This window comes from Rothia sp. SD9660Na (assembly GCF_030064065.1).
GTDB lineage: Bacteria > Actinomycetota > Actinomycetes > Actinomycetales > Micrococcaceae > Rothia.
In genome coordinates, this window is the sequence record NZ_CP125946.1 from 12,903 (window position 1) to 32,929 (window position 20,027).

The 20,027-nt window shown below is 59.4% G+C and carries 23 protein-coding genes, 1 tRNA gene, 1 rRNA gene and 1 pseudogene; 16 read left to right on the forward strand and 10 right to left on the reverse strand.

Going from position 1 to position 20,027, the window contains the following annotated elements:
- The first annotated feature begins 91 nt into the window (after nucleotides 1-91).
- From QM007_RS00125 to QM007_RS00145, 5 genes are all read left to right on the forward strand, one after another.
- Nucleotides 92-826 carry an ATP-binding cassette domain-containing protein gene (locus QM007_RS00125; RefSeq protein WP_283490013.1) on the forward strand — a complete coding sequence of 245 codons (735 nt, stop codon included), beginning with the start codon at nucleotides 92-94 and terminating at the stop codon, nucleotides 824-826.
- Between the two features lie 123 nt (nucleotides 827-949).
- A tRNA-Ala gene (locus QM007_RS00130) sits at nucleotides 950-1,022 on the forward strand.
- A 3-nt stretch (nucleotides 1,023-1,025) separates the two neighbouring features.
- Nucleotides 1,026-1,142, forward strand: a 5S ribosomal RNA gene (rrf, locus tag QM007_RS00135).
- Between the two features lie 210 nt (nucleotides 1,143-1,352).
- Nucleotides 1,353-2,894 (forward strand): sodium/glutamate symporter, encoded by a 1,542-nt coding sequence (locus QM007_RS00140; protein WP_283490014.1) that lies wholly within the window; start codon nucleotides 1,353-1,355, stop codon nucleotides 2,892-2,894.
- A 28-nt stretch (nucleotides 2,895-2,922) separates the two neighbouring features.
- Nucleotides 2,923-3,711, forward strand: coding sequence for a hypothetical protein (locus tag QM007_RS00145; RefSeq protein WP_283490015.1), 789 nt, complete (start codon nucleotides 2,923-2,925; stop codon nucleotides 3,709-3,711).
- Between the two features lie 106 nt (nucleotides 3,712-3,817).
- Here QM007_RS00145 and QM007_RS00150 read toward each other — a convergent pair whose 3' ends face one another.
- Nucleotides 3,818-4,450, reverse strand: a complete 633-nt coding sequence (locus QM007_RS00150; protein ID WP_283490016.1) for a hypothetical protein — start codon at nucleotides 4,448-4,450, stop codon at nucleotides 3,818-3,820.
- A gap of 353 nt (nucleotides 4,451-4,803) precedes the next feature.
- On the opposite strand from QM007_RS00150, the gene QM007_RS00155 reads away from it, so the two are divergent.
- The 3 genes from QM007_RS00155 to QM007_RS00165 all read left to right on the forward strand — a co-directional run bounded on the left by QM007_RS00155 (nucleotide 4,804) and on the right by QM007_RS00165 (nucleotide 7,486).
- Nucleotides 4,804-5,994, forward strand: a complete 1,191-nt coding sequence (locus QM007_RS00155; protein WP_283490017.1) for an ATP-binding protein — start codon at nucleotides 4,804-4,806, stop codon at nucleotides 5,992-5,994.
- Nucleotides 5,995-6,083: 89 nt separating this feature from the next.
- Nucleotides 6,084-6,608 (forward strand): peptidylprolyl isomerase, encoded by a 525-nt coding sequence (locus QM007_RS00160; RefSeq protein ID WP_237201101.1) that lies wholly within the window; start codon nucleotides 6,084-6,086, stop codon nucleotides 6,606-6,608.
- Between the two features lie 107 nt (nucleotides 6,609-6,715).
- On the forward strand, nucleotides 6,716-7,486 hold the full coding sequence (locus tag QM007_RS00165) for a rhomboid family intramembrane serine protease (RefSeq protein ID WP_283490018.1): 771 nt from the start codon (nucleotides 6,716-6,718) through the stop codon (nucleotides 7,484-7,486).
- A gap of 244 nt (nucleotides 7,487-7,730) precedes the next feature.
- On the opposite strand, the gene QM007_RS00170 is transcribed toward QM007_RS00165, so the two are convergent.
- The 6 genes from QM007_RS00170 to QM007_RS00195 all read right to left on the reverse strand — a co-directional run bounded on the left by QM007_RS00170 (nucleotide 7,731) and on the right by QM007_RS00195 (nucleotide 11,472).
- On the reverse strand, nucleotides 7,731-8,330 hold the full coding sequence (locus tag QM007_RS00170) for a PepSY domain-containing protein (protein ID WP_283490019.1): 600 nt from the start codon (nucleotides 8,328-8,330) through the stop codon (nucleotides 7,731-7,733).
- A gap of 54 nt (nucleotides 8,331-8,384) precedes the next feature.
- On the reverse strand, nucleotides 8,385-8,687 hold the full coding sequence (locus tag QM007_RS00175) for a glutaredoxin domain-containing protein (protein ID WP_283490020.1): 303 nt from the start codon (nucleotides 8,685-8,687) through the stop codon (nucleotides 8,385-8,387).
- Between the two features lie 171 nt (nucleotides 8,688-8,858).
- Entirely contained in the window at nucleotides 8,859-9,023 is a 165-nt protein-coding gene (locus tag QM007_RS00180) for a ribosome recycling factor (protein ID WP_283490021.1), read from the reverse strand.
- Between the two features lie 79 nt (nucleotides 9,024-9,102).
- Nucleotides 9,103-9,333, reverse strand: a complete 231-nt coding sequence (locus tag QM007_RS00185) for a CsbD family protein (RefSeq protein ID WP_283490022.1) — start codon at nucleotides 9,331-9,333, stop codon at nucleotides 9,103-9,105.
- Between the two features lie 185 nt (nucleotides 9,334-9,518).
- Nucleotides 9,519-10,892, reverse strand: a complete 1,374-nt coding sequence (locus QM007_RS00190) for a galactokinase (protein ID WP_283490023.1) — start codon at nucleotides 10,890-10,892, stop codon at nucleotides 9,519-9,521.
- A 37-nt stretch (nucleotides 10,893-10,929) separates the two neighbouring features.
- Nucleotides 10,930-11,472 (reverse strand): TetR/AcrR family transcriptional regulator, encoded by a 543-nt coding sequence (locus tag QM007_RS00195; protein WP_283490024.1) that lies wholly within the window; start codon nucleotides 11,470-11,472, stop codon nucleotides 10,930-10,932.
- Between the two features lie 81 nt (nucleotides 11,473-11,553).
- Between QM007_RS00195 and QM007_RS00200 the strand changes: the two genes are divergently transcribed.
- The 4 genes from QM007_RS00200 (at nucleotide 11,554) to QM007_RS00215 (ending at nucleotide 13,550) form a co-directional block, all read left to right on the forward strand.
- Nucleotides 11,554-12,255, forward strand: coding sequence for a biotin synthase BioB (locus QM007_RS00200; RefSeq protein WP_283490025.1), 702 nt, complete (start codon nucleotides 11,554-11,556; stop codon nucleotides 12,253-12,255).
- A 329-nt stretch (nucleotides 12,256-12,584) separates the two neighbouring features.
- Nucleotides 12,585-12,731, forward strand: coding sequence for a hypothetical protein (locus QM007_RS00205; protein ID WP_283490026.1), 147 nt, complete (start codon nucleotides 12,585-12,587; stop codon nucleotides 12,729-12,731).
- 183 nt (nucleotides 12,732-12,914) lie between these two features.
- On the forward strand, nucleotides 12,915-13,295 hold the full coding sequence (locus tag QM007_RS00210; protein ID WP_283490027.1) for a hypothetical protein: 381 nt from the start codon (nucleotides 12,915-12,917) through the stop codon (nucleotides 13,293-13,295).
- A gap of 18 nt (nucleotides 13,296-13,313) precedes the next feature.
- Complete coding sequence (locus QM007_RS00215) at nucleotides 13,314-13,550, forward strand: hypothetical protein (protein WP_283490028.1); 237 nt, start codon at nucleotides 13,314-13,316, stop codon at nucleotides 13,548-13,550.
- A gap of 584 nt (nucleotides 13,551-14,134) precedes the next feature.
- Here the strand turns inward: QM007_RS00215 and QM007_RS00220 are convergent.
- The 3 genes from QM007_RS00220 to QM007_RS00230 form a co-directional block, all read right to left on the reverse strand.
- Entirely contained in the window at nucleotides 14,135-14,893 is a 759-nt protein-coding gene (locus QM007_RS00220) for a CE1759 family FMN reductase (RefSeq protein ID WP_283490029.1), read from the reverse strand.
- 12 nt (nucleotides 14,894-14,905) lie between these two features.
- Nucleotides 14,906-15,991: an LLM class flavin-dependent oxidoreductase gene (locus QM007_RS00225; RefSeq protein WP_283490030.1), complete on the reverse strand. Its 1,086-nt coding sequence runs from the start codon at nucleotides 15,989-15,991 to the stop codon at nucleotides 14,906-14,908.
- Between the two features lie 177 nt (nucleotides 15,992-16,168).
- Nucleotides 16,169-17,020: a PRD domain-containing protein gene (locus QM007_RS00230; RefSeq protein ID WP_283490031.1), complete on the reverse strand. Its 852-nt coding sequence runs from the start codon at nucleotides 17,018-17,020 to the stop codon at nucleotides 16,169-16,171.
- A gap of 151 nt (nucleotides 17,021-17,171) precedes the next feature.
- Between QM007_RS00230 and brnQ the strand changes: the two genes are divergently transcribed.
- From brnQ to QM007_RS00245, 4 genes and pseudogenes are all read left to right on the forward strand, one after another.
- The gene (gene brnQ, locus QM007_RS00235) at nucleotides 17,172-18,509 is read left to right on the forward strand and encodes a branched-chain amino acid transport system II carrier protein (protein WP_283490032.1); all 1,338 of its coding nucleotides are present in this window, start codon (nucleotides 17,172-17,174) and stop codon (nucleotides 18,507-18,509) included.
- Nucleotides 18,510-18,975: 466 nt separating this feature from the next.
- Nucleotides 18,976-19,317, forward strand: a pseudogene (locus QM007_RS00240) (response regulator transcription factor); the annotation flags it as partial.
- 45 nt (nucleotides 19,318-19,362) lie between these two features.
- Nucleotides 19,363-19,545, forward strand: a complete 183-nt coding sequence (locus QM007_RS11055) for a hypothetical protein (RefSeq protein ID WP_502949085.1) — start codon at nucleotides 19,363-19,365, stop codon at nucleotides 19,543-19,545.
- A 16-nt stretch (nucleotides 19,546-19,561) separates the two neighbouring features.
- Nucleotides 19,562-20,023, forward strand: coding sequence for a sensor histidine kinase (locus QM007_RS00245; protein ID WP_502949062.1), 462 nt, complete (start codon nucleotides 19,562-19,564; stop codon nucleotides 20,021-20,023).
- The last annotated feature ends 4 nt before the right edge of the window (nucleotides 20,024-20,027 follow it).

Consider the following 20,027-nt stretch of genomic DNA (forward strand, 5'->3'; position numbering starts at 1 on the left):
TGAAACCACCGGCCCCTACTGGTTTTAAGGGCGGACGAACGGGGTTTTGGTTCCTTGTGCCCCCTCCTGCTGAGCCGGTAGGGTTCCTTATATGGTGCTCAACGATCTTCCCCTGCGCAGTATCACCGCCCGTGGCAACTTTGAGCCGCTCACGGACGTCCGAGCTCATGCCTGGCCCTATAACCTTGCGGTTACTCGGGCGGCGCTCGCCGGGCTCACCTTTGGGCGGCTCACGGTTATCGTGGGAGAAAACGGGGCTGGCAAGTCGTCCCTGGTTGAATCCATCGCCGAAGCCTACGGCCTGCCGCTTGGTGGCGGAGATAACCGGGTTGCCCGCCCAACCTTTGAACAGGCCTCCGCTTTTGGGGCCGATCTGCAGGTAGTGCGAGGTGCGGCAGGACGCCGGGCAGGGCTCTTCCTGCGGGCTGAAGGAATGCTGGCCCACCTAGAACACCTGGCCAGCCTCAAATCAAAGCAGGCAACCGATATTCTGCGCCTCTCCCACGGGGAGGGTACCCAGCGTTTGCTTGAAGAGTCTTTTGATGACTATGGCCTCTGGATTCTTGATGAACCAGAATCGGGCCTATCTTTCTCGGGACAGCTTGAGCTGTGTGCCCGCGTCCTCGCCTTTCTTGAGCGGGGCGGGCAGGTTGTGCTCTGCACCCATAGTCCACTCCTTGCTGCGCTCGTTGTACGCCGCAACGAGCTGGTGTGGGAAATAGGGGAGTGGGGGATCCAGAGACTGGCCTGGGCTGAACTCGATATGACCGCCCACTGGCGCAACATGCTCGATGACCCTGATATGTACCTGCACCACCTTGGATAAACCGGGGTGAATGGCCTGTTTTTCAGGTTTTTATCTAAAATCTGTGGCGGAGCTAACCGCGTATTTGGTAGAATTGGTTTGCGCGTGCAAAAAACCTGTAGTAAGGTAGAAGCATAACACCACGGGGGCGTGGCGCAATTGGTAGCGCACCTGCTTTGCAAGCAGGGGGTTAGGGGTTCGAGTCCCCTCGCCTCCACTCTTCGGTGATTATAGCAAGAGGGAAACACCCGGTCCCATCCCGAACCCGGAAGTTAAGGCTCTTAGCGCCGATGGTACTGCACTGGCGACGGTGTGGGAGAGTAGGTCATCGCCGAATTAAATTTGGTGAGGAACCCCAGTCGAAAGACTGGGGTTCCTTTTTGTATGCACCCTCAGCGATATGGCGCACGCTTGCGTCCGTCTGCCCCTGTCATAAATAGCCATGTGCAACCCCGTGTGGGTAAACTGGACACTCTAAAAGTAAGTAGTATTGCAATCGCTGTGATTGCAGGTGCAAGGACGCACCAGCGAGAACAAAGGCAAAACCATGTCACCACAAGCAGTTGGCTTCGCCCTCCTGATACTCGGCGTAGCCCTTCTCATCGGCAAGATTATTCGAGTCAAAGTCGGCTGGGTACAAACCCTCTTTTTGCCCAGCTCCATCGTGGCAGGCGTCCTGCTGCTCCTGCTCGGGCCCCAGGTGCTCGGCCGGTTCTCCGGCCCCTGGGGCGAAAACGGCCTCTTTACCGATGCCATGCTCACCACCTGGGGTGCCCTCCCCGGCCTGCTCATTAGCGTCATCTTCGCCACCATGTTCCTGGGCCAGGAACTCCCCACCCCCAAGCGAGCCGTGCAGCTCGCCGGCCCCCAACTCTCCCTGGGCGTGGCTCTAGGATCGGGCCAGTACGTCGTGGGCCTGCTCCTTGCCGCCCTGGTGCTCGTCCCCGTCTTTGCAGCCTCGCCCATGACCGGTGCCCTGATCGAAATCGCCTTTGAAGGTGGGCACGGTACCGCTGCCGGTATGCGAGGCGTCATGGAGGATCTGGGCTTCAGCGAAGGTGCTGACCTGGCTGTCGGCCTGGCAACCGTCGGTATCGTGGGCGGTATCGTCATCGGTATTGCCCTCATCAACTGGGGCGTGCGCACCGGCAAAACTGAAATTCTCAAGGGCGATGCCAAGATGTCGATTGCCGAGCAGAAAGGCCTCTTCCGCGAGGACGAGCACTACTCGGCCGGCACCATGACCTCCCGCCCGGCGTCCGTCGAACCGCTCTCCCTACATATGGCGATTATGGCTCTGGCCGTGCTGATTGGCTGGCTGATTCTAGAAGGCCTGCGTTGGATTGAGCAGCAGACCTATGCCTCCGTCATGCTGGATGACAACACCCCGCTTGAAATCTTCGCTTACGTGCCGCTCTTCCCCATGGCCCTGCTGGGCGGCGTCATTGTGCAGATGGCAGCCAAGGCGGTAGGAGCTGCCTCTATCATCGACCACCAGATGATGCTGCGTATTCAGGGCTGGGCCCTGGACTTCCTCATTGTCGCCGCTATCGCTAACCTGTCCCTGCAGGCTGTGGGTGAGAACCTTGCTGTCTTTGCCATTCTGGCGGTGGCCGGTATCGGCTTCAACGTGGCTATCTTCCTCTGGCTGGCCCCGCGCCTGATTGGCCGCTACTGGTTCGAGCGTGGCATCGGCGACTTTGGGCAGTCTATGGGCGTGACCGCCACCGGCCTGATTCTGATGCGCGTGGTTGACCCCAAGGGCGAGTCTCCCGCCTTCGAGGCCTTTGGCTACAAACAGCTGGTCTTTGAGCCCTTCTTCGGCGGTGGCCTGGTCACAGCCCTGGCAGTGCCCGTTATTTACCTGACCGGGATCTGGCCCCTCTTCTTCGTCATGCTCGCCATCTTCATTATTTCCATCGCGGTGGGGCTCATCTTCCTTCGTCCCAAAGAGATGAAGGATCGCGAGCGCCACACCCAGCAGATGCAGCAGATCAAGGCTACTGCGTCCGCCCCACCTTCGTCGGCTGAAGCCGTGCCTGCCACGGTGCCCGGTGCTCGCAGCCCTGAAACCGACAACAGGTCCTAGACCCGGCGTAATATTCTGATTCTGCTGGGTGTGCTGGCTGTTCCTACGGTGCTGGCTCAGCGTTACTGATGCCGGCAGCATAGAGTCGGGTGCGCTCGCCGAGCACCTAGCCCAGATAGTTCCGCAGCTCGGTGGCACCAGCGGAATCTTCCAGCGAGAATCCACCCACTCCACCTATATTCACCTGCCGAGCGGTGGCTCCATCAGCATCGACAGCCACGAGGAAATCCCCATCACCCTCTCAGCCGAGACCTGGCAGGAAATCCTCACGCGGGCGTCCGACGAGCGTATGGGGTCGGTGCGCGTTTCCGCACGCGGGGCTGACGAATACGAAACCGAGGCGCCCTGGGCTGAGGTCACATACTACCTCTACGGGGATAAAGGCTCAGACCAGCAGGCCCTCCTTGCCGACATGGCTAGCTGGGAGCCCCTGGACTGGCCAGACCTTGAGAGCGTCTCGCACGTGGAGGAAACCCAGATTGATGCCGAGACGATACAGGTTTTCGTCTTCGGCCCGTTGAGCGAGACACATGTCTGGTCACGCTCTGCCACCCCGGTTGCTCAGGCATTTGCGGCGCATACCGAGGGGTTAGAAGTCGTGAGCATCAACAAATACCGGGACTCGACCGACTACTTTGTGACCGCCCGCTTTGAGGGCTACACGGGAGATACGGACGCCGCCCGCCAGGCCATGGTCGAGGGTGTGCAGGGAACGGCGATTGGTAGCACCTTTACCCTTGACCTGATGGACGCCACCACCTCGGCCTACTACTTCGAGGGCTGTTGGGACATCTACGCATCAGGAACCTCAGAATAAGCCCCCCCTACAGCAAAGGCCCCGGCCTCCCTGAAGGGGGAGCCGGGGCCGGGCGTCCGCGCTCGCGGTGAGCGAGCTAAGGACGCGGGCTAGCGGTTTGTGAGGACTAGGCGGCGGGGGTCTTCCAGGGGTCCTCAACGGGGCGAGAAGCCTTGAAGGCAGCCGCACCGGCAATAGCGCCAGCAACGATCAGGCCGAAGACCAGCAGGCCCTTGTTGCCGCCCTTAGCGGCCTTCTTCTGCTCCTTGGCGTAGCCCTTAGCAGCCTTAACGGCGGCCTTCTGAGCCTTCTTCAGGGCCTTCTTGTCGCCGGTAACCTTAGCGGCAACGGTCTCAACCTGGGTGGGAACCTCAGCGTCAGAGAGCTTGTCTGCAACGGTGGTGGCAACGTCAGCGGCCTTAACGCGGGCGGTTGCTACAGCGTTTTCAACGGCGGGGGTGACGTCGTCGATGGTGTGCTGAATCTTATCGGCCAGGGTGGACTGGACCTTCTCCAGCTTCTTGGAGCTGTCCTTAGCAACAGACTGGGTCGCCTTTGAGATGTTCTTACCCTGCTTCTCAGCAGCCTTCTGCAACGCTGAAACCTTCTTGCCAGTCAGCTTCTCGGCGCGAGCAGCCTTCTTCTCGGCCAGGGCGGTCAGCTTGTCAGCCTTCTTGCCGGTGTTCTTAGCGGCCTTTGAGAAGAACTTCTCTGCCTGCTTCTGAGCTTTCTTAGCCTTGCTCTTCTTGCACAGTGCCATGGGTGTTTCCTCCATGTGTGGGGCTGCCCCTCACCTAACCCGTGAGTTCGAGTAGAGCGCGGTGGCAAGCAACTTACATTTAGTATCAGCTTACTTTCTAAAACCGTAAAAGTGCTTTGAGACGGCGCAAAAATCCTCGTGTTTCTCTGCTCGCTAAAGTTAAGGGCTTCTGAAGAGTGCGCGGACGCCGGGGCGCGCCTGCGCGAATGCGACGTGAATTCCCGAGCGGGTGGTGTTTGAACGGACGTTCGGGACGGAGAGTCACACTCGTGGGATATGCGGTTCTAAATCTTTCTAAGGCGTTCTAAAATATTTTTTAGAACGCCTTAGAAAGATTTAGAAAGCAGCAAACGATGAATCAAGACCTCAATCCCTTCACCCCCGGAGCAGGGCTCACACCGCCTGAACTCACAGGTCGAGACCAAGAAATCATCGACTTCGACAGGCTCGTAGCCCGCAGCAAAATGCGCCTGACCGATAGAGGGCTTATGCTCTACGGTCTAAGCGGAGTCGGTAAAACCGTCCTGCTTCGCAGACTAGAAACCCATGCAGAACGCTCCGGTTGGCTCACCCTCAGACTCGAAGGGAGCCTTACTTCCTCTGCCCAAAAACAGCTTCGTATCAAACTCGCACGAGATCTTGCCCAGCAGACCAGAGTAGCCACCCAAGGGCACACTGGAAGTGCAATACAGCGAGCAATCGCCTCTATTGCAGAACTATCACTGACGCTGGGCTTTGCCCAAGCCCGCCTAGTGCTCAAACCCAAGACTGACGAACCCGCCTTCACCACCGGCGTCCTCGATATAGACTTCCCCGAAGCAATCTTGAACCTGGCAGAAGCCCTCAAAGAACTTCCCCAGCCTAAAGCTATCGGTTTTTTCATTGACGAAATCCAAGACCTCGACAGTGAACTGCTCGATATGCTCCTGACCACCCAGCATGAGGCGGGACAAAGGGAACTACCTTTTTACATCATCGGGGCTGGTCTACCCTCAGTTCCCACCCGTCTAGGGGAAATCAAAACCTACGCTGAACGCCTCTTTAGCTACCGCGAAATAGGTGCTCTTACCCCGGATGCGACCCGGCGGGCTTTCATCGAACCTATCCGCAGGCCCGGCGGTCACATCGTAGCAAGCGCCCTCGAAAAAGCAACCGTAGCCTCGCAGGGCTACCCCTACTTCATTCAGCAGTACGGGCAGGCTATCTGGAACTCTGCTGCCCAACAGACCATTACCGACGACGATGTGCTTGCTGGCCTTGCTGTAGGGCGAAGCGAACTAGATAGCGGTTTTTACCTCACCCGCTGGCAGCGGACCACCGATGCAGAACAGGACTACCTGGTTGCTATGGCCCGCGTGATGAAAGGTCAGGCCGCCCGCACCGGAGAAATCGCAGAGACCCTGGATAAGACAGCTAACGGAACCAGCGTGGTGCGTAAATCCCTCATCGAAAAAGGCCTGGTGTACTCGCCGGGTGTAGGCCAGCTGGCCTTTACAGTGCCAGGAATGCAGGACTTCGTGCTGAGACAGGCGGGGCAGGTATAGGCCGCCAGCCGGCGTCCGCCCCTTTCACTCACCGCAAAAGCTCAGGTCATATCTAGCGGCTGCCCACCTGCCCGTGCGAGAATAGGGGCATGACTGCAACTGCAAAAGCAACTATTCACACCAACCACGGTGACATCGTCGTTAACCTCTTCGGTAACCACGCACCGCTGACCGTCAAGAACTTCATCGGCCTGTCAGATGGCACCCAGGAATGGCGCCACCCCCGCACCGGCGAAGTGCAGGAAGGCCCCCTTTACAAGGATGTCATCTTCCACCGCATTATCCGCGACTTCATGATCCAGGGTGGCGACCCCCTCGGTCAGGGTATTGGCGGCCCCGGCTACCAGTTCAAGGACGAAATCCACCCCGAACTGAGCTTCAACAAGCCCTACCTGCTGGCTATGGCTAACGCAGGCCCCGGCACCAACGGCTCCCAGTTCTTCATCACCACCGTTGAGACCCCCTGGCTCAACGGCCGCCACACCATCTTCGGTGAGGTCGCAGATGAGGACTCCAAGAAGGTCGTTGACGCCATCGAAGGTGTAGCAACCGGCGCTATGGACCGCCCCGTCGAGGACGTCGTTATCTCCTCCATCGACATTGAGCAGCTCTAAGCTTTAGAAGCTACTGAGGTAAAGGCCCGCCCGCCCTGGGTGGGCCTTTGCTCTACCCCCAGAAAATTTTCGTGAGCGGCTAACGCCGCAGGTGAAAGGACGAGCCCGTGAGCGAGCAGGTCGGTAGGTACGGCTATTCCAGTGATGAGACTCCGGTGTGCCCTCGCCACCCTGACCAGGTGACCTATGTGCGGTGCGGACGCTGCGGGCGGCTAGCCTGCGGGCAGTGCCAGGTGCCGCTTGAGGTGGGCATGATGTGTGTGGACTGCCTGGCAGAATCGCAGCGTTCAGCCCCGCGGGTTCGCTACGCTAAAGCCCGCCCCACTACTACATATGCCATTATTGGTATAAATGTTATGGTGTTGATTCTGCAGTTTATCTTCCCGCAGGTCACAGTATTCGGTATCTACAACCCCCTCTACGTGGAGTACACGGGACAGTGGTACCGCATGCTGACCTCGGGCTTCTTACATTCCCCTGATAACATCAGCCACCTGCTGCTTAACATGTTCACCCTCTACCTCTTCGGGCAGGCCCTGGAGCCTCTGATGGGGAAGAGGAAGTTCCTTGCAACCTACCTGCTCTCAATCATTGGCGGGTCTGTGGCCGTGCACTTGCTGGCCTCTGTGCTGGGCGGTATGGAGGTGAGTACCCTGGGGGCATCTGGCGGCGTCTTTGGCCTCTTTGGAGCTTTCTTCGCTCTCTCCCGGGCCCGCCAGCAGAGCACCAGTAGCATCGTGATTCTGGTGGCGATCAACTTCGCTTTCGGCTTCTTCATGCCGGGTATCTCTTGGGAAGCCCACCTCGGCGGCCTGGTGACCGGCGCCCTGGTTGCTGCTGTTCTTGACCGGCTGCCAAGTTACCCGCGTAGGCCATAAAACAGTGCAAAAAGAGTGAGGGCCCACCGTTACGGTGGGCCCTCACTCTTTGTCCACAGGACTTATCCACAGCTGTTAATAACTACAAGGGTGTAATTCCACAGATGTTAAAAACCTGTGTACGGCACCAAAAAGCTTTAACAGCCGCCTGTAATTACACGGGTGTAAGAGATTTCCCCAGTTTTATCCCCACCTGTGGATAACTCCTATCCGCAGGGTGTAGAAAACATGTAATTTCAAAAAACTACCCGACAGGTACTACTTCACCCGTAAGGGCATCAACTTTAACCGACCCCAGGTCGTTGCCGCGGGCGTCCTCAAAATCAACCTCCCACATCAGGGCACCGTTCTGGTCATCAATATCAAGGTCGGTGGCAACCTGGCCGCCGCGCCCCTCAGCGGCGGTGCGGACGGCGTCCGCAGCCAGAACCTGGGCAGCAGCGGCCCGAGCTACATCCTCGGCATCCTCACTGGTTCTCTCATCAGCCACAGACCCGTCTGCAAAGAGGGTGAACTCATGCTTGACTCCGTCGACCACCACGGCAAGGTCGAAACTATCTTGGGTTTCATCCTCTTCATCCACCTGCACCACGGTGCCGCCTGGGCGGGCAACTAGACCCTGCTCAATAGCGGCGATCAGGGCCCCGGTTTCGGCAGGGCCTTCAATAGTAGTGGGGGAGGGGCTTGCGGATGCAGTCGCCTGGCTGCCAGCAGCTGCACTGCTTGTTGCTACAGAAGTTTGCGGGGCGCTCGTCTCGGCACTACCTGACCCGCAGGCTGCAAGGGTCAGGGCCAGTACCGCGCCGGAAGATACAAGAACAGTCTTTTTCATAGAAAACATCATGATCATATTCTCTCAGGTCCGCATGAATCTAACATTAAAATAAGGCTTAATTCCTTACTTGCCCGATGTCTCAATGAGCTCAGCTACGGTCTGTGGGGCGCTTGCCGCTGAGGCGACAAAAGACCGCTCTGCGGTGCGGACGGTCGGCACCACAGCGTTACCGTCATTGACGCTCTTTACGTAAGCCTCGGCGTCCGCGTCATCCCAAATATTGACCCAGATAGCCCGCTCGCCCACCTCGCCGAGACCGGCATCCAGGCGCTGGCAGAAGGGGCAGCCCGGGCGCCAATAAATTGCGACGCCGCCTTCGGCGACGAACTGCTCGGCAGCGGTGTGGGTAGAAGATACGCTCGGCATAGAAAACTCCTTATTCAAAAACGGTAGGGTACCCGGTACAACGCAGCGAGAGGTCTGGTATTCCCACTTTTTACGGCAAGGCCTATGTGAGTTGGGTAGATACAGTTATCGCCGGGCGCCCACGATACATCGTGAGCACCCGGCGATAGCGGTAAACCTAATAAGAAGGTTTTACTTACCGAACTTCTCAGTGAGCTTGGTGGCGGCGCCAGAAGCGGCTTCCTTAGCCTTCTCAGCGTTTTCTTCGCTGACAACTTCCTTGCCAGCCTTCTCATTGATGGCGTCCTGAGCCTTGTCGATGCCGTCGTTAATGGCGCTGTTGAAATCGAGACCCATGGGGTTCACCTTTCTTTTACGGTGCGAGGGGCCCCGAAATGGGTGCCCACTAGCAGCTTAGCGCCTGAAAAGGGTGAGACTAGTCCTTCTTGAAGGAATCCTTGATACCGTTGATGGCGTCCTTAGCCTTATCAACACCGTCTGAGATGGTCTGCTTGGCTTCGTCGAGCTTGTCCTTAGCCTGGGCCTGAATCTGGTCGGTCTTGCCCTCAGCTTCGAGACGGTCATCGCCGGTCAGCTTGCCACCGGCCTCCTTGGCCTTGCCAGCGAGGTTGTCGAGGCCGTTTTCAATCTTGTCTTCTGCAGCCATGGTGGGCTCCTTTCGTTTCTCGCCTGCGCGAGCTTGGAGTGCAGGGATAGTTCGTGAGCTTCCCTTATTGATAAGTTTATGCGCTAGTGCCGCAAAAAGAAACCCAGTAGGCTGAGAAAATTCTGAATAAAGCCTCGGCGGTGGGCCGAGAAGAACCTGCACCGCAGGCCTGTGATGCACGTTTCCTAAAGGTCCCGATTTGCTGGGAAGCCCGCCACCATGGGCAGGAACTCGGGGTCAGCATAGCCCTGCTGGGCATAGGCTAGAGCCACCCGCTCCCCCGCCGATTCCACCAGGTGCAGCGGCAACAGGGCCATTACGGCCCCGCCAAAACCGCCACCCACAATACGGGCACCCAGAGCTCCGGCCGCCAGGCAGGTATCAACCGCCAGATCAATCTCGGGGCGAGACACCCGCAGCTCATCGCGCATCGACACAAAGCTCTCGGTAAAGAGCCTGCCCAGCTCGCTCCAGTTAACCTGCTCGCCGGCGTCCTTCCGACCCAGCAGGTAGGCTGCCCGCTCCACCAGGGTCATATCGTGCAGGGTGTGGCGCACCCAGCCGCGCGGGAAGGTGCGGGGCTGGCCGGTCCCCTCCAGGGCAACCAGGGCGCGGTTGACGGTCTGATCTACCAGATCCAGGCGGCACTGCTTAACCTCGCGCTCACTCATACCGGCACAGGCTAGATCCTCGGGCAGGGCATTGCGCAGATAATCCAGCCCCATCGCCTCGGTCACCGCCTCGTTCGCCTCGCGGCGGGCAGCAAATTCACCTCCCGCCAGCTCGTGGGGGGTATTGGTGTTGATGACCAGCCAGCCTAGGTCAGCGCTCGCCACATCAACGGTCAGAGGATTGATGGAGAAATCGCGGAAGTCCACCACCAGGGCCTTGCCTGGTGCCGAACGTAGCGAAGCAGTCTGGTCAAGGCCGCCGGTACGGGCCCCTGCTACCTCGTTCTCGGCGCGAATACAGACCTGGGCCAGGCGGGCACGCAGGGCGTCGTTAGCGGGGGAGAGGTCAGAGGGTAGAGCCTCGGTGCAGTCGCACCCCTGGCGCAGGGGGCAGGAAAGATCCAGCAGGGCCAGGGCTGTGGAGCACTCCAGGGCGGCAGAGGACGATAGGCCCCCACCCACCGGCACCTGGGAGGTAATCAGCAGGTCAGCCCCAAAATTATGGGGCAGGGCGATATCTTTGCCACCCTCCCGGTTCATGGCCCAGGCTACCCCTGCCACATAGGTGAACCAGCCCTTGAATGTGCCCGGGGTGATTTCGCGGATGACGACGGTGCGGTCGTCCCCCGGCATTTGCAGGGAGGTCGCTCGCAGTACCCCGTCGGTGCGCAGCCTGCCCGCCACATATGTGCGGTAGGGCAGGGGCATAGGCATGCAGGACCCACCGAGAAAGTCGATGTACTCACCCAGTAGATTGAGACGCCCGGGCGCTGACCATACACCATCGGGCTCCACTCCGTACTTCTCAACAAAGGCAGCGCGGGCTGCCTCAACTTCGGCGCGGTGGTCTGGCAGGGTAGCCCAGGCGGGCTCAACACGGAGGGTCACGGTCTTATCTTTTCGTTCGGGTAGAAGCTGGTGGGGCTTAGGCAGTAAAGCCCTTAATGACGGCGGTGAGGGCGGAGGTGTAGGACGCCGGTGGCTCGGCTGGCGGGGTGCTGCCGGCGAGCAGGGCCCTGGTCTGCTCTTGCTCGATGAGGCTCAGGCAGGTATGCATGAAGATTTCGGCGGCCTGGGCCGGTTGCGGGGTGCCGGTGGCGGCTCCAAAGTCAGTTTCAAGGGTGTCGAGCAGTGCTAGTCTATCGGGGGTGAGGGTCGCGGGGTGCAGGGCCAGGGCTAGGCGGATGACTTCGGAACATTCCTTAACCGGAATAAGTTTCCGGTAGGTATTTTCCCCGGTAATGAGCAGAGTATCGGGGGTGGTTGGGGTGCTGGGTCTTTCTACTGTTGCCAGTATGCGGGAGGCCAGCGAGGCTAGAAGCTCCTGCTTATTCTTGACGTGATAGTAGAGTGCGCCGGGGGCCACTCCCAGCTCGGTAGCCAACCGACGCATCGAAAGGTCGGCTAAGCCAAACTGGCGCAGCACATCAAAAGCGGTGTCAAGAATCTTCTCACGGGATAAAGCCACCCCCTCATTGTGACCTACTTTCGCTCCCAGCAACAGCTGGCAGCGGGCGCTGTTCCCTCGAAGAGGAGTAGATTTGAACTCATGACCCTTAACTTTTCAGATCTTGCCGCCCGCCTGCGCGTAGGCGAAACTGCCTCACCTGCCGACCTTTACGACGTGCTGACCGCCAGCCCTGCTGCCACTTTCGCCCTCATGGACCTGGCAATAGAACTACGCGCCACCCACTTCGGCTCAACCATCACCGCCACCAACCTGCTGGGCGCACCCGCGCGGCAGGTGGCGTCCGCCCTCGTAGAGGTCGCAGCCCCGCTTGATGCCGATGCCCTGGCAGCTACCTTAGCTGACCTGGCCGCCGACCCTGCGGTGGAGCGCATCGACGTGGACTTTGTGGGTCTGCCCGCCCTGGCCCCCATGGAGGCCCTGCGGGTGCTGGCTGCAGCCCGCCTGGTCGCACCCGCAAAGAGCCTGCATCTGGGGGAGAGCCGTGAAATGACCCTGCGCTCCCTGCAACCCCTGGCGGTCGGTGCCCTGGACTCGCTGGTACTGACCGTAGACTCCGCCCAGCCCCGCCTGATTTTTGAGGACCTCAAGCTCATTGTGGGCGCTGGCCTCACCATTGCCGATGCGGGCGACCGCGACCTGGTAGCTGAGTATGTGGAGCACCTGCGTGCTGCCGGGGTGGAGGACGCGGACGCCTATGCCCAGGTCGCACTGGAGGGTGCGGCGTCCGGTGGTGGCTGCGGCGGCAACTGTGCCTGTGGCGCTGGGGGCTGCGGCTCCTAGCGCCTTCTGCAAGGGGACCGCAAAACTTAAAAGGGACCGCATAACGCGAGGTCCCTTTTAAGTTTTGCGGTTCCCTTGGGTGGTGTGAGCTGTGTAGGGAGAAGTAACAATTTGAACACTGTTCAAAATTAGTGTTGATTGGTTCCATGATTGACTTCTCTGCCCTCACCGACCGTCTTAAGCAGGCCGGGGTGGACGCCACCTCCAACTTCTAGCCTTCTGGTCGCTCTGCCGGAAAATAGCACCTGAGGCCCAGGAGTCCATAGATCAGGGCCCCTGGGGCACTCACCATATCACTGCCTAAGTCCTTCATCAGCGGCGAGCACAAGTTGGATCGCGAGAAGGCAGGGCAGCTCTTTGAGACCACCGAGATGCGCATTACCCCGGCCCAAAAGGAGCTGAACCACGAGGCCCTGCGAATCGCAACCCGCCAGCTGCCTGTAGTTGGGGGTGCGGACACCCGCGAGCGGGAGTGATTCGAGGCACCGGCTAGGTGATACTCAAGAAATTTGCAGAATCATCACCTACTATGGGTAAGTGCTTATTCCGCTATAGGCCTATGCGTGCCCTAGGCTGACGAGGGCTTCTCAGAGTGGGCGGGCACGCAGGCAATATATTCTGAAATTAGAATATTAGATTTTCTCACAGAATCAGGACTAATGGACACCAAAGACCTCTCCCCGGCATACCTCACCTCCCTCTTAGCCCTTTTTGCAGGCGCTTTAATGGTGGGTGCGAGTTCCACCTGGGTATCAGTGCTGGGTTGGGCCGTACTGCTGGCCGGTATGGGCCTGAACGTCTTCGCCACCCTGGTGGTGGTACAGCACCTCAAGGGCGGGCCCCTGCCCGCTATGATCGCCGGTGCGGACGCCGACGCCCAGGTAGAGTATGAAGAAGAGGGTGCGCCCGATGACCCCTACCTCTACGAGCCCGAGGCCATTACCGAGTCCCAGCCCCTGGTCTCAGCCGCAGCCCCCAGCGCTGCCGCCAGCGATGAGCGCATCTTCCGCTCCCGCGCCCCGCGCCAGCACGTCCGCTAGAACCACCGAGAGGACCCCATGGATACCCGTTTTCTTCTCTCCCCCGCCTACCTGGTTTCGGTTGCTGCCCTGATTGTTGGTGCAATTCTCAGCGGTACCGCCCTGATGGTGATTGGCTGGATTATCTTCATCATCGGTCTGGCCCTCAACGCCCTGGCCCTGGTGGTACTGGCCAACCGCGAGCAGCTGCATAAGGCACAGCGGGTTGGGGTCATTCCCAAGGCCCAGAAGCCCGGTTCTACCGACCAACAGTAAAAATCTAAAATTTTTTTCTCTGCCCACCGGCAGAGCAAAGACGAGGGGCGGACGCTTACAAGCGTCCGCCCCTCGTGTATCTTCTAGGCTCTTACCCGCCGTCGCTCGGTGTGGGCAACCTTGCCGAGCACACCGCGGGAAAAGTGGGCTAGGGCCCGGGCGGTGGTAGAGTCCAGCCCCTCGAAGACTGCGCGCTGCACTTCGCGGGTGTAGACCGGGGTGGGCGTCGGTGGAATCAGTCTGTGGTGAGTCTATGATGGCTGCCAGAAGAGTTTCCTGTTCTTTGGTGAAGCGAGCCGGTGTGGGGTCTGGTCCCATAGAACCTCCTCCCCTCTCCACTGGGTGAGTAGGTATGGTTCAGGAGACTTTCGCAGAAAATCTCTATCTGGTGCCAGCCTAACGCGCAGTGTCACCTGTATGGAATATATGTGGGAAATATTAAGACGGGTTAACGGGTGCTCTGGCGCTCACCAGCTAGGACGCTGTTTTAGTTGCGGGACGAAAATGAAAAAATTTAGACACCTTAAAGAATGGCGGGGAGGGCTTCTACCCTCCCCGCCAGTGCTGTACCCGTAGGGTGCGCTTTAGGCGCCCGGTGTATTCCGTTTAAGTAATTCCTCAAAAGGTATGACCGTTAGGTCTTCTAGTCCCGGGGCCTTATAGGCTGCCGCGGGTGCCTGGCCGCCTCGCTCTTTCTCAAGAATGCCGAAGAAGGAGCCGGCGTTGGCGTCCTGAACTGCCTGCTGCTTGGCCTCGCTTTCACCAGCCTGCTGGGCTGCCTGCCCTGCGGTGGCTGCTGGCCCGAGCGTCCAGAGTACCAGCTGGGCAAACTCGGTAGCTGCCTTGGCTACGCGCGGAGCCAGGTTCCTATCGGAACCGAAGTCGTCGGTTGCGGCAAAGACACCCGAGGGGGCTACGGTTGCCTTGAGGTAGCTAAAGAGCGGACGCATGGCCGTCTCCAGCATGAGGGAGTGGCGGGCGGTGCCGCCGGTGGCAGCAATCAGTACGGGCTTACCTGCCAGGGAGCCGTCCTCGACGAGATCCCAGAAGCTTTTGAAGAGCCCCGAATAGCTGGCCTTGAAGACCGGGGTGACTACAATCAGGGCGTTAGCCTCCCGCACCTGATCCAGGGCGGTCGCCAGCTTGCCCATGGGGAACCCGGTCAGGTAGTGGTTGGTGATATCGGTAGCTAGGGAGCGGAGCGAAATCTGGGTGAAGCTCGCCTCAACTCCAGCAGCGGCTAGGGCCTGGGTCGTGGCCTCGCTGAGGTTCTCGCCCAGTAGGGCAGTGGTGGACGGCTCGCCCAAACCTGCCGTAACAACAACGATGGAGGGGGTACTCATGTCTCTTCCTCCCTACTTACCCTGCTCAGCCAGGTGGGCAGCGTAGCGGGGGTGGACGGGGGCCTCGGGCACACCGGCAGGGCGTAGCTTAGCGAACTCCTCGCGCAATACGGGCACAACCTGCTCACCCAGCATGTCAATCTGGTTCAGAACCTCCTTGAGGGGCAGGCCTGCGTGGTCTATCAGGAAGAGCTGACGCTGGTAGTCACCGGCGTAGTCGCGGAAGGACAGGGTCTTCTCAATGACCTGCTGGGGTGAGCCCACGGTCAGCGGGGTCTGGTCAGCAAAATCTTCCAGAGAGGGGCCGCCGCCGTAGACCGGGGCGTTGTCGAAGTAGGGTCGGAACTTGGTAACGGCGTCCTGGGAGTTCTTGCTCATGAAGACCTGCCCGCCCAGGCCCACGATGGCCTGCTCGGCGGTGCCGTGGCCGTAGTGCTCGTAGCGCTCGCGGTAGAGGTTGATCATCTGCTGGGTGTGCTCCTTGTTCCAGAAGATGTTGTTGTGGAAGAAACCGTCACCGTAGTAGGCGGCCTGCTCGGCGATCTCGGGGGTGCGAATCGAGCCGTGCCAGACGAAGGGGGCGGTGCCGTCCAGGGGCTGCGGGGTGGCGGTGAAGGAGTTGAGCGGGGTGCGGAAGTTGCCCTGCCAGTTGACCACCTGTTCGCTCCAGAGCTTGCGCAGTAGGGCGTAGTTCTCGATGGCCAGGTTGACGCCCTGGCGGATGTCCTTGCCGAACCAGGGGTAGACGGGGCCGGTGTTGCCGCGGCCCATCATGAGGTCCATGCGGCCGTCGGTCAGGTGCTGCAGGGTGCCGTAGTCTTCGGCGATGCGCACGGGGTCGGTGGTGGTGATCAGGGTGGTGGAGGTTGACAGCAGGATGTTCTTGGTCTGGGCTGCGATGTAGGCCAGGGTGGTGGTCGGTGAGGATGCGATGAAGGGCGGGTTGTGGTGCTGGCCGACGGCAAAGACGTCGAGGCCTACTTCGTCTGCCTTCTTGGCAATTTCAACGATGGCCTTTTGGCGCTCGTATTCGCTGGGGGTCTTGCCGGTGGTGGGGTCCATGGTGACGTCGCCGACGGAGAAGATACCGAACTGCATGGTGGTGACCTTTCGAGGTGGTGTTGTTGTTGCGATGTTTTTAATCTACTCCTAAAAACTTTCTCTGTAAAGTATTTTGGGGGTCTGGGGTGGCGCGCGGCTTCTGCAGCCTACTCTTTCTCTCATGACCCTAGGGATTATCTCGGGGTGAAGAGAGAAAGAATAGGGCGGACGCCGTTAGGAGGTGCCGTACTGGTCCCGGGCCAGGCGGGCGATATGAATCGTTAGATAGGTCAGCTCATCATCGGTCAGGTTCTGCTCCAGGTGCATCTCAAGCACCAGCTTCACCTTCACCGCCGCAGCAAAGGCGCGGGGGTGGGCGTCCTTTAGGCTTTCAAGGAGCAGGGGGACGCTCGTGCCGGCGTCCGCGGTCTGGGCAGTGCCAGCACGCACAAAGAGATAGCGCAGATGCGTGACGAAGCGGGCAGCACTCATCAGCGACCGGTCCACCGGGCCGCCAAAGCTGACCCCAATCACCTCAAAAATCTGGGCAAAGACCTCGGTCATGCGGTAGGTGCCGCCCATGTCTTCCGAAGCGAACTGTGAATTCACCAGGTGCATGGCGAGGGGAATTGCCTCAATCTCAGGCAGCTCAACCCCCAGACGCTCCTTAACCAGCTCCAGGGCCCGGTGGCCAAATCGGACCTCCTGCGGGTAGAGCTGAGACACCTCAAAAGCCAGCGGGTAATCCACCGCCAGCCCCTCGCGAGCCCGAACCACCGCATAGCTAATATGGTCAGCCACCGGAACAATAAAGGAATGAGAAATGTTAATACCCTCGGCCTTGACCAAAAACTCAAGCTCGGTCGCCAAACCCAGAATCTCAGAGGGAATCTTCGCCAGTGAACCCGCCAAATGCTCATCGGGGGTGCCGTGCTCCGGCACGAAGGTCTGCTCAATGAGGGTGGGGTCAACCATGTCACCCTTACGCTTACCAAACGCTAAGCCGCGACCGATGACCACCATCTGCTCGCCCGTGTAGGCCTGGGCCAGCGCAACATTGTTGTTATAAATACGTGAAATGCGCAACGTGACCCCCTTTCGCCTCAGGTATAAAACGCGCGAATATCCTTACCAGTCTACCGACCCACCGCCGACCGCGGGCTCACCCACCCGCAACCTGCCCAATAAAGAGGAGTAAACTAAACCCTTTCATACAAATAGAGAATTACCCGAACCCATGAACTCAGCACCCACTAAATCATCACCGCTCATCAGCATCGTGGTCACAGCCCTCATGCTGTTCTCCATGTTCTTCGGCGCAGGCAACCTCATCTTCCCCGCCATGCTTGGTGCAGAAGCCGGTGAAAACTTCACCCCCGCCATCACAGGCTTCCTGGTCACCGGCGTCCTGATGCCAATTCTGGCCGTTATCGCGCTCGCCGTCACCGGCCGCGACCTGCAAGACCTGGCCTCTCGCGGTGGAAGAATCTTCGCCCTACTCTTCCCGCCCCTGGTCTACCTTTCCATCGGCGCCCTCTACGCCCTGCCTCGCACCGGAACCGTCAGCTACGCCATGGCTGTGGAGCCCTACCTATCCTTTGACGGTATGGTTCCCACCCTGGTCTTCTCCGCCGTCTTTTTCGGCATCTCCTACCTGCTGGCCATGAACCCCACCGGCATCGTCGACACCCTCGGTAGGTACCTGACCCCCGCCCTGGTCATTCTGCTGGGCGTGCTGGTGGTCATGAGCTTTATAACCCTGCGCACCCCCTCAGCGGCGCCCACCGAAGACTACGCCAGCGGTGCCTTTGCTACCGGCTTCGTCAACGGCTACATGACCATGGACTCCCTGGCTGGTCTAGCCTTCGGCATTATTGTGATTGCCTCCCTGCGCGAAAAGGGCATCACCAGCCGCAACGAAATGCTCCGCAGTGTCGCCCTGGCAGGCGGTATCGCGGGCGTTCTGCTGGGTGCGGTCTACCTAGGCCTGGGCTACATCGGTGAGCATATTGCAAACGGCCAGGGCTATAAGGACGGCGCATCCCTGCTTACCGACGCCACGGCCCAGACCATGGGTGGCCCCGGTGCCCTTGTCTTTGGCCTTATCGTGCTGCTGGCCTGCCTCACCACCTCGGTGGGTCTGATCGGTGCAACCAGCTCTTTCTTTAACAAGCTGCTACCTTCGGTGTCCTACCGCACCTGGGCTATCATCTTCACCCTCATCGCCTTTGTGCTGGCCTCCTTTGGCTTGGAAGGCTTGATGAGCTTTGCCATTCCCATTATCACTACCCTCTACCCGCCGGCCCTGACCCTGGTCGTCCTCACCCTGCTTGAAGCTGCCCTGCGTGCTCCCTGGATGAACCTGACCCACCGTCTGGCCTTGTTGGTCTCTGTCATCTGGGCCCTGCTCATGACCCTCAACGCCCAGGGCCTCGGGTCTGCCTGGATTGAGCCCCTCATTGGCTGGGCACCCGCCCATGCCTACGACCTGGGCTGGTTCGTTCCCACCCTGATTGCCGCCCTGATGGGTGCTGCTATCGACCTGGTGCAGCACCGCCGGTCATCCGTCCGCTAGATCCGTAGCGCCCCTAGAAGGTAAAAAGAAAGGGTCTTGCTCCGCATCTGCGGAACAAGACCCTTTGCTATAGAGAGGCTCGCGCTGAGGGGAACCACAACCATCAACGCGAGCCCGTCTAACGAGTTGCGAGGTGGTTCATTCAACTCAAACTTAGAAAGCCTCTAGGCAACCCGTCATAAAGTTTCTTCAAAAATAAACAATTGACAGTCTCACCGAAACTCTACCCGATGAAGCTAAGGAAATAAACCCGCGTTGCTCATAAACCCAGGTCTTTGTGAAACATTACATCTCCGTGCCATTATCACACTATCAACCAGCCTCTCGCCTGTTGCTACGAGTACATCTACGTATACCTTGCCCCGGCTCACACCCGGATAAGAACCACCTGTGAAAACAACACCCAAACCCTTCAAATAGCGGTTGGAGCTTCCCAGAACACCCGCTTTTAGCTCCCTTTAGAAGTATGGGCAGCACAGCAACCGATATCGCAAAGACCCCCCAACCCTCGAACACCCCGACGGGTCACCCATCCGCGCCCTCGTGGTTGACGATGAACGCATGCTCGAAGAGCTGGTCAGTGTAGCCCTCAAAATGATCGGCTGGGGCGTAAAATCAGCGGGAGAAGGCCCGACAGCCCTGGCCATCGCGCGCGTCCATGGAAGAAGTCATGATTCGCCTGCACCGCCTGGTGCAGCGCTCTGGTGTTGCCGCCACCAATGACGCCGAACTCGTGGTCGGTGACCTGGTGCTTAACCAGGACACCCGCGAGGTCACCCGCGGCGGCGAAGAAATCCAGCTCACTGCTCCCCACCTACACACCCCTCTGGCGGCTATCAAGGGGTATGCCGATATGATTCGCTGGACCGAAACCCTCACTGACCAGGGCAAGACCTCGCTAGAGTGTGTGAACTCGCAAACTGAGCGTATGTTGTGCCTGGTGGAAGACCTCCTTCTTCTGGCCCGCCTGGATGAGGGTTCGGTGGCTGAGCAGATAAAGGTGCGCTCTTCTCCTTCTTCTGGCCCGCCTGGATGAGGGACGTGAACCTGAGATGACCCAGGTGGATCTGACCGAACTGCTGGTAGAGAACGTCATGGACCCGCAGGTGGCAGCTTCCTACCATATCTGGCAGCTCAACCTGCCTGAGGATGTGGTGGAGGTGCGCGGTGATCGTTCCCAGCTGCAGCAGGTGCTGCTAAATCTGCTGTCTAACGCCCGCAAGCACACGGACGAGGGCACCACGGTGACGTCCTCCCTGTCGATTTCTGCCAGCGGACGTGAGACCATGATGAGTATCAGCGACAACGGCCCGGGTATCGCCCCCGAGTTCAAGGGCAAGATTTTTGACCGCTTTACGCGGGCGGACGCTGCCTGTTCCGGCTCCGACGGTACAACGAGTCTGGTGTTGCCCATCACTAAGGCCATAGTGGAGGCTCACGGTGGGTCGATTGATGTGGTCTCTCGCCCCGGCCGTACCGAGTTCACGGTGCGCCTACCCCTAGCATCGGCGTAGGCTG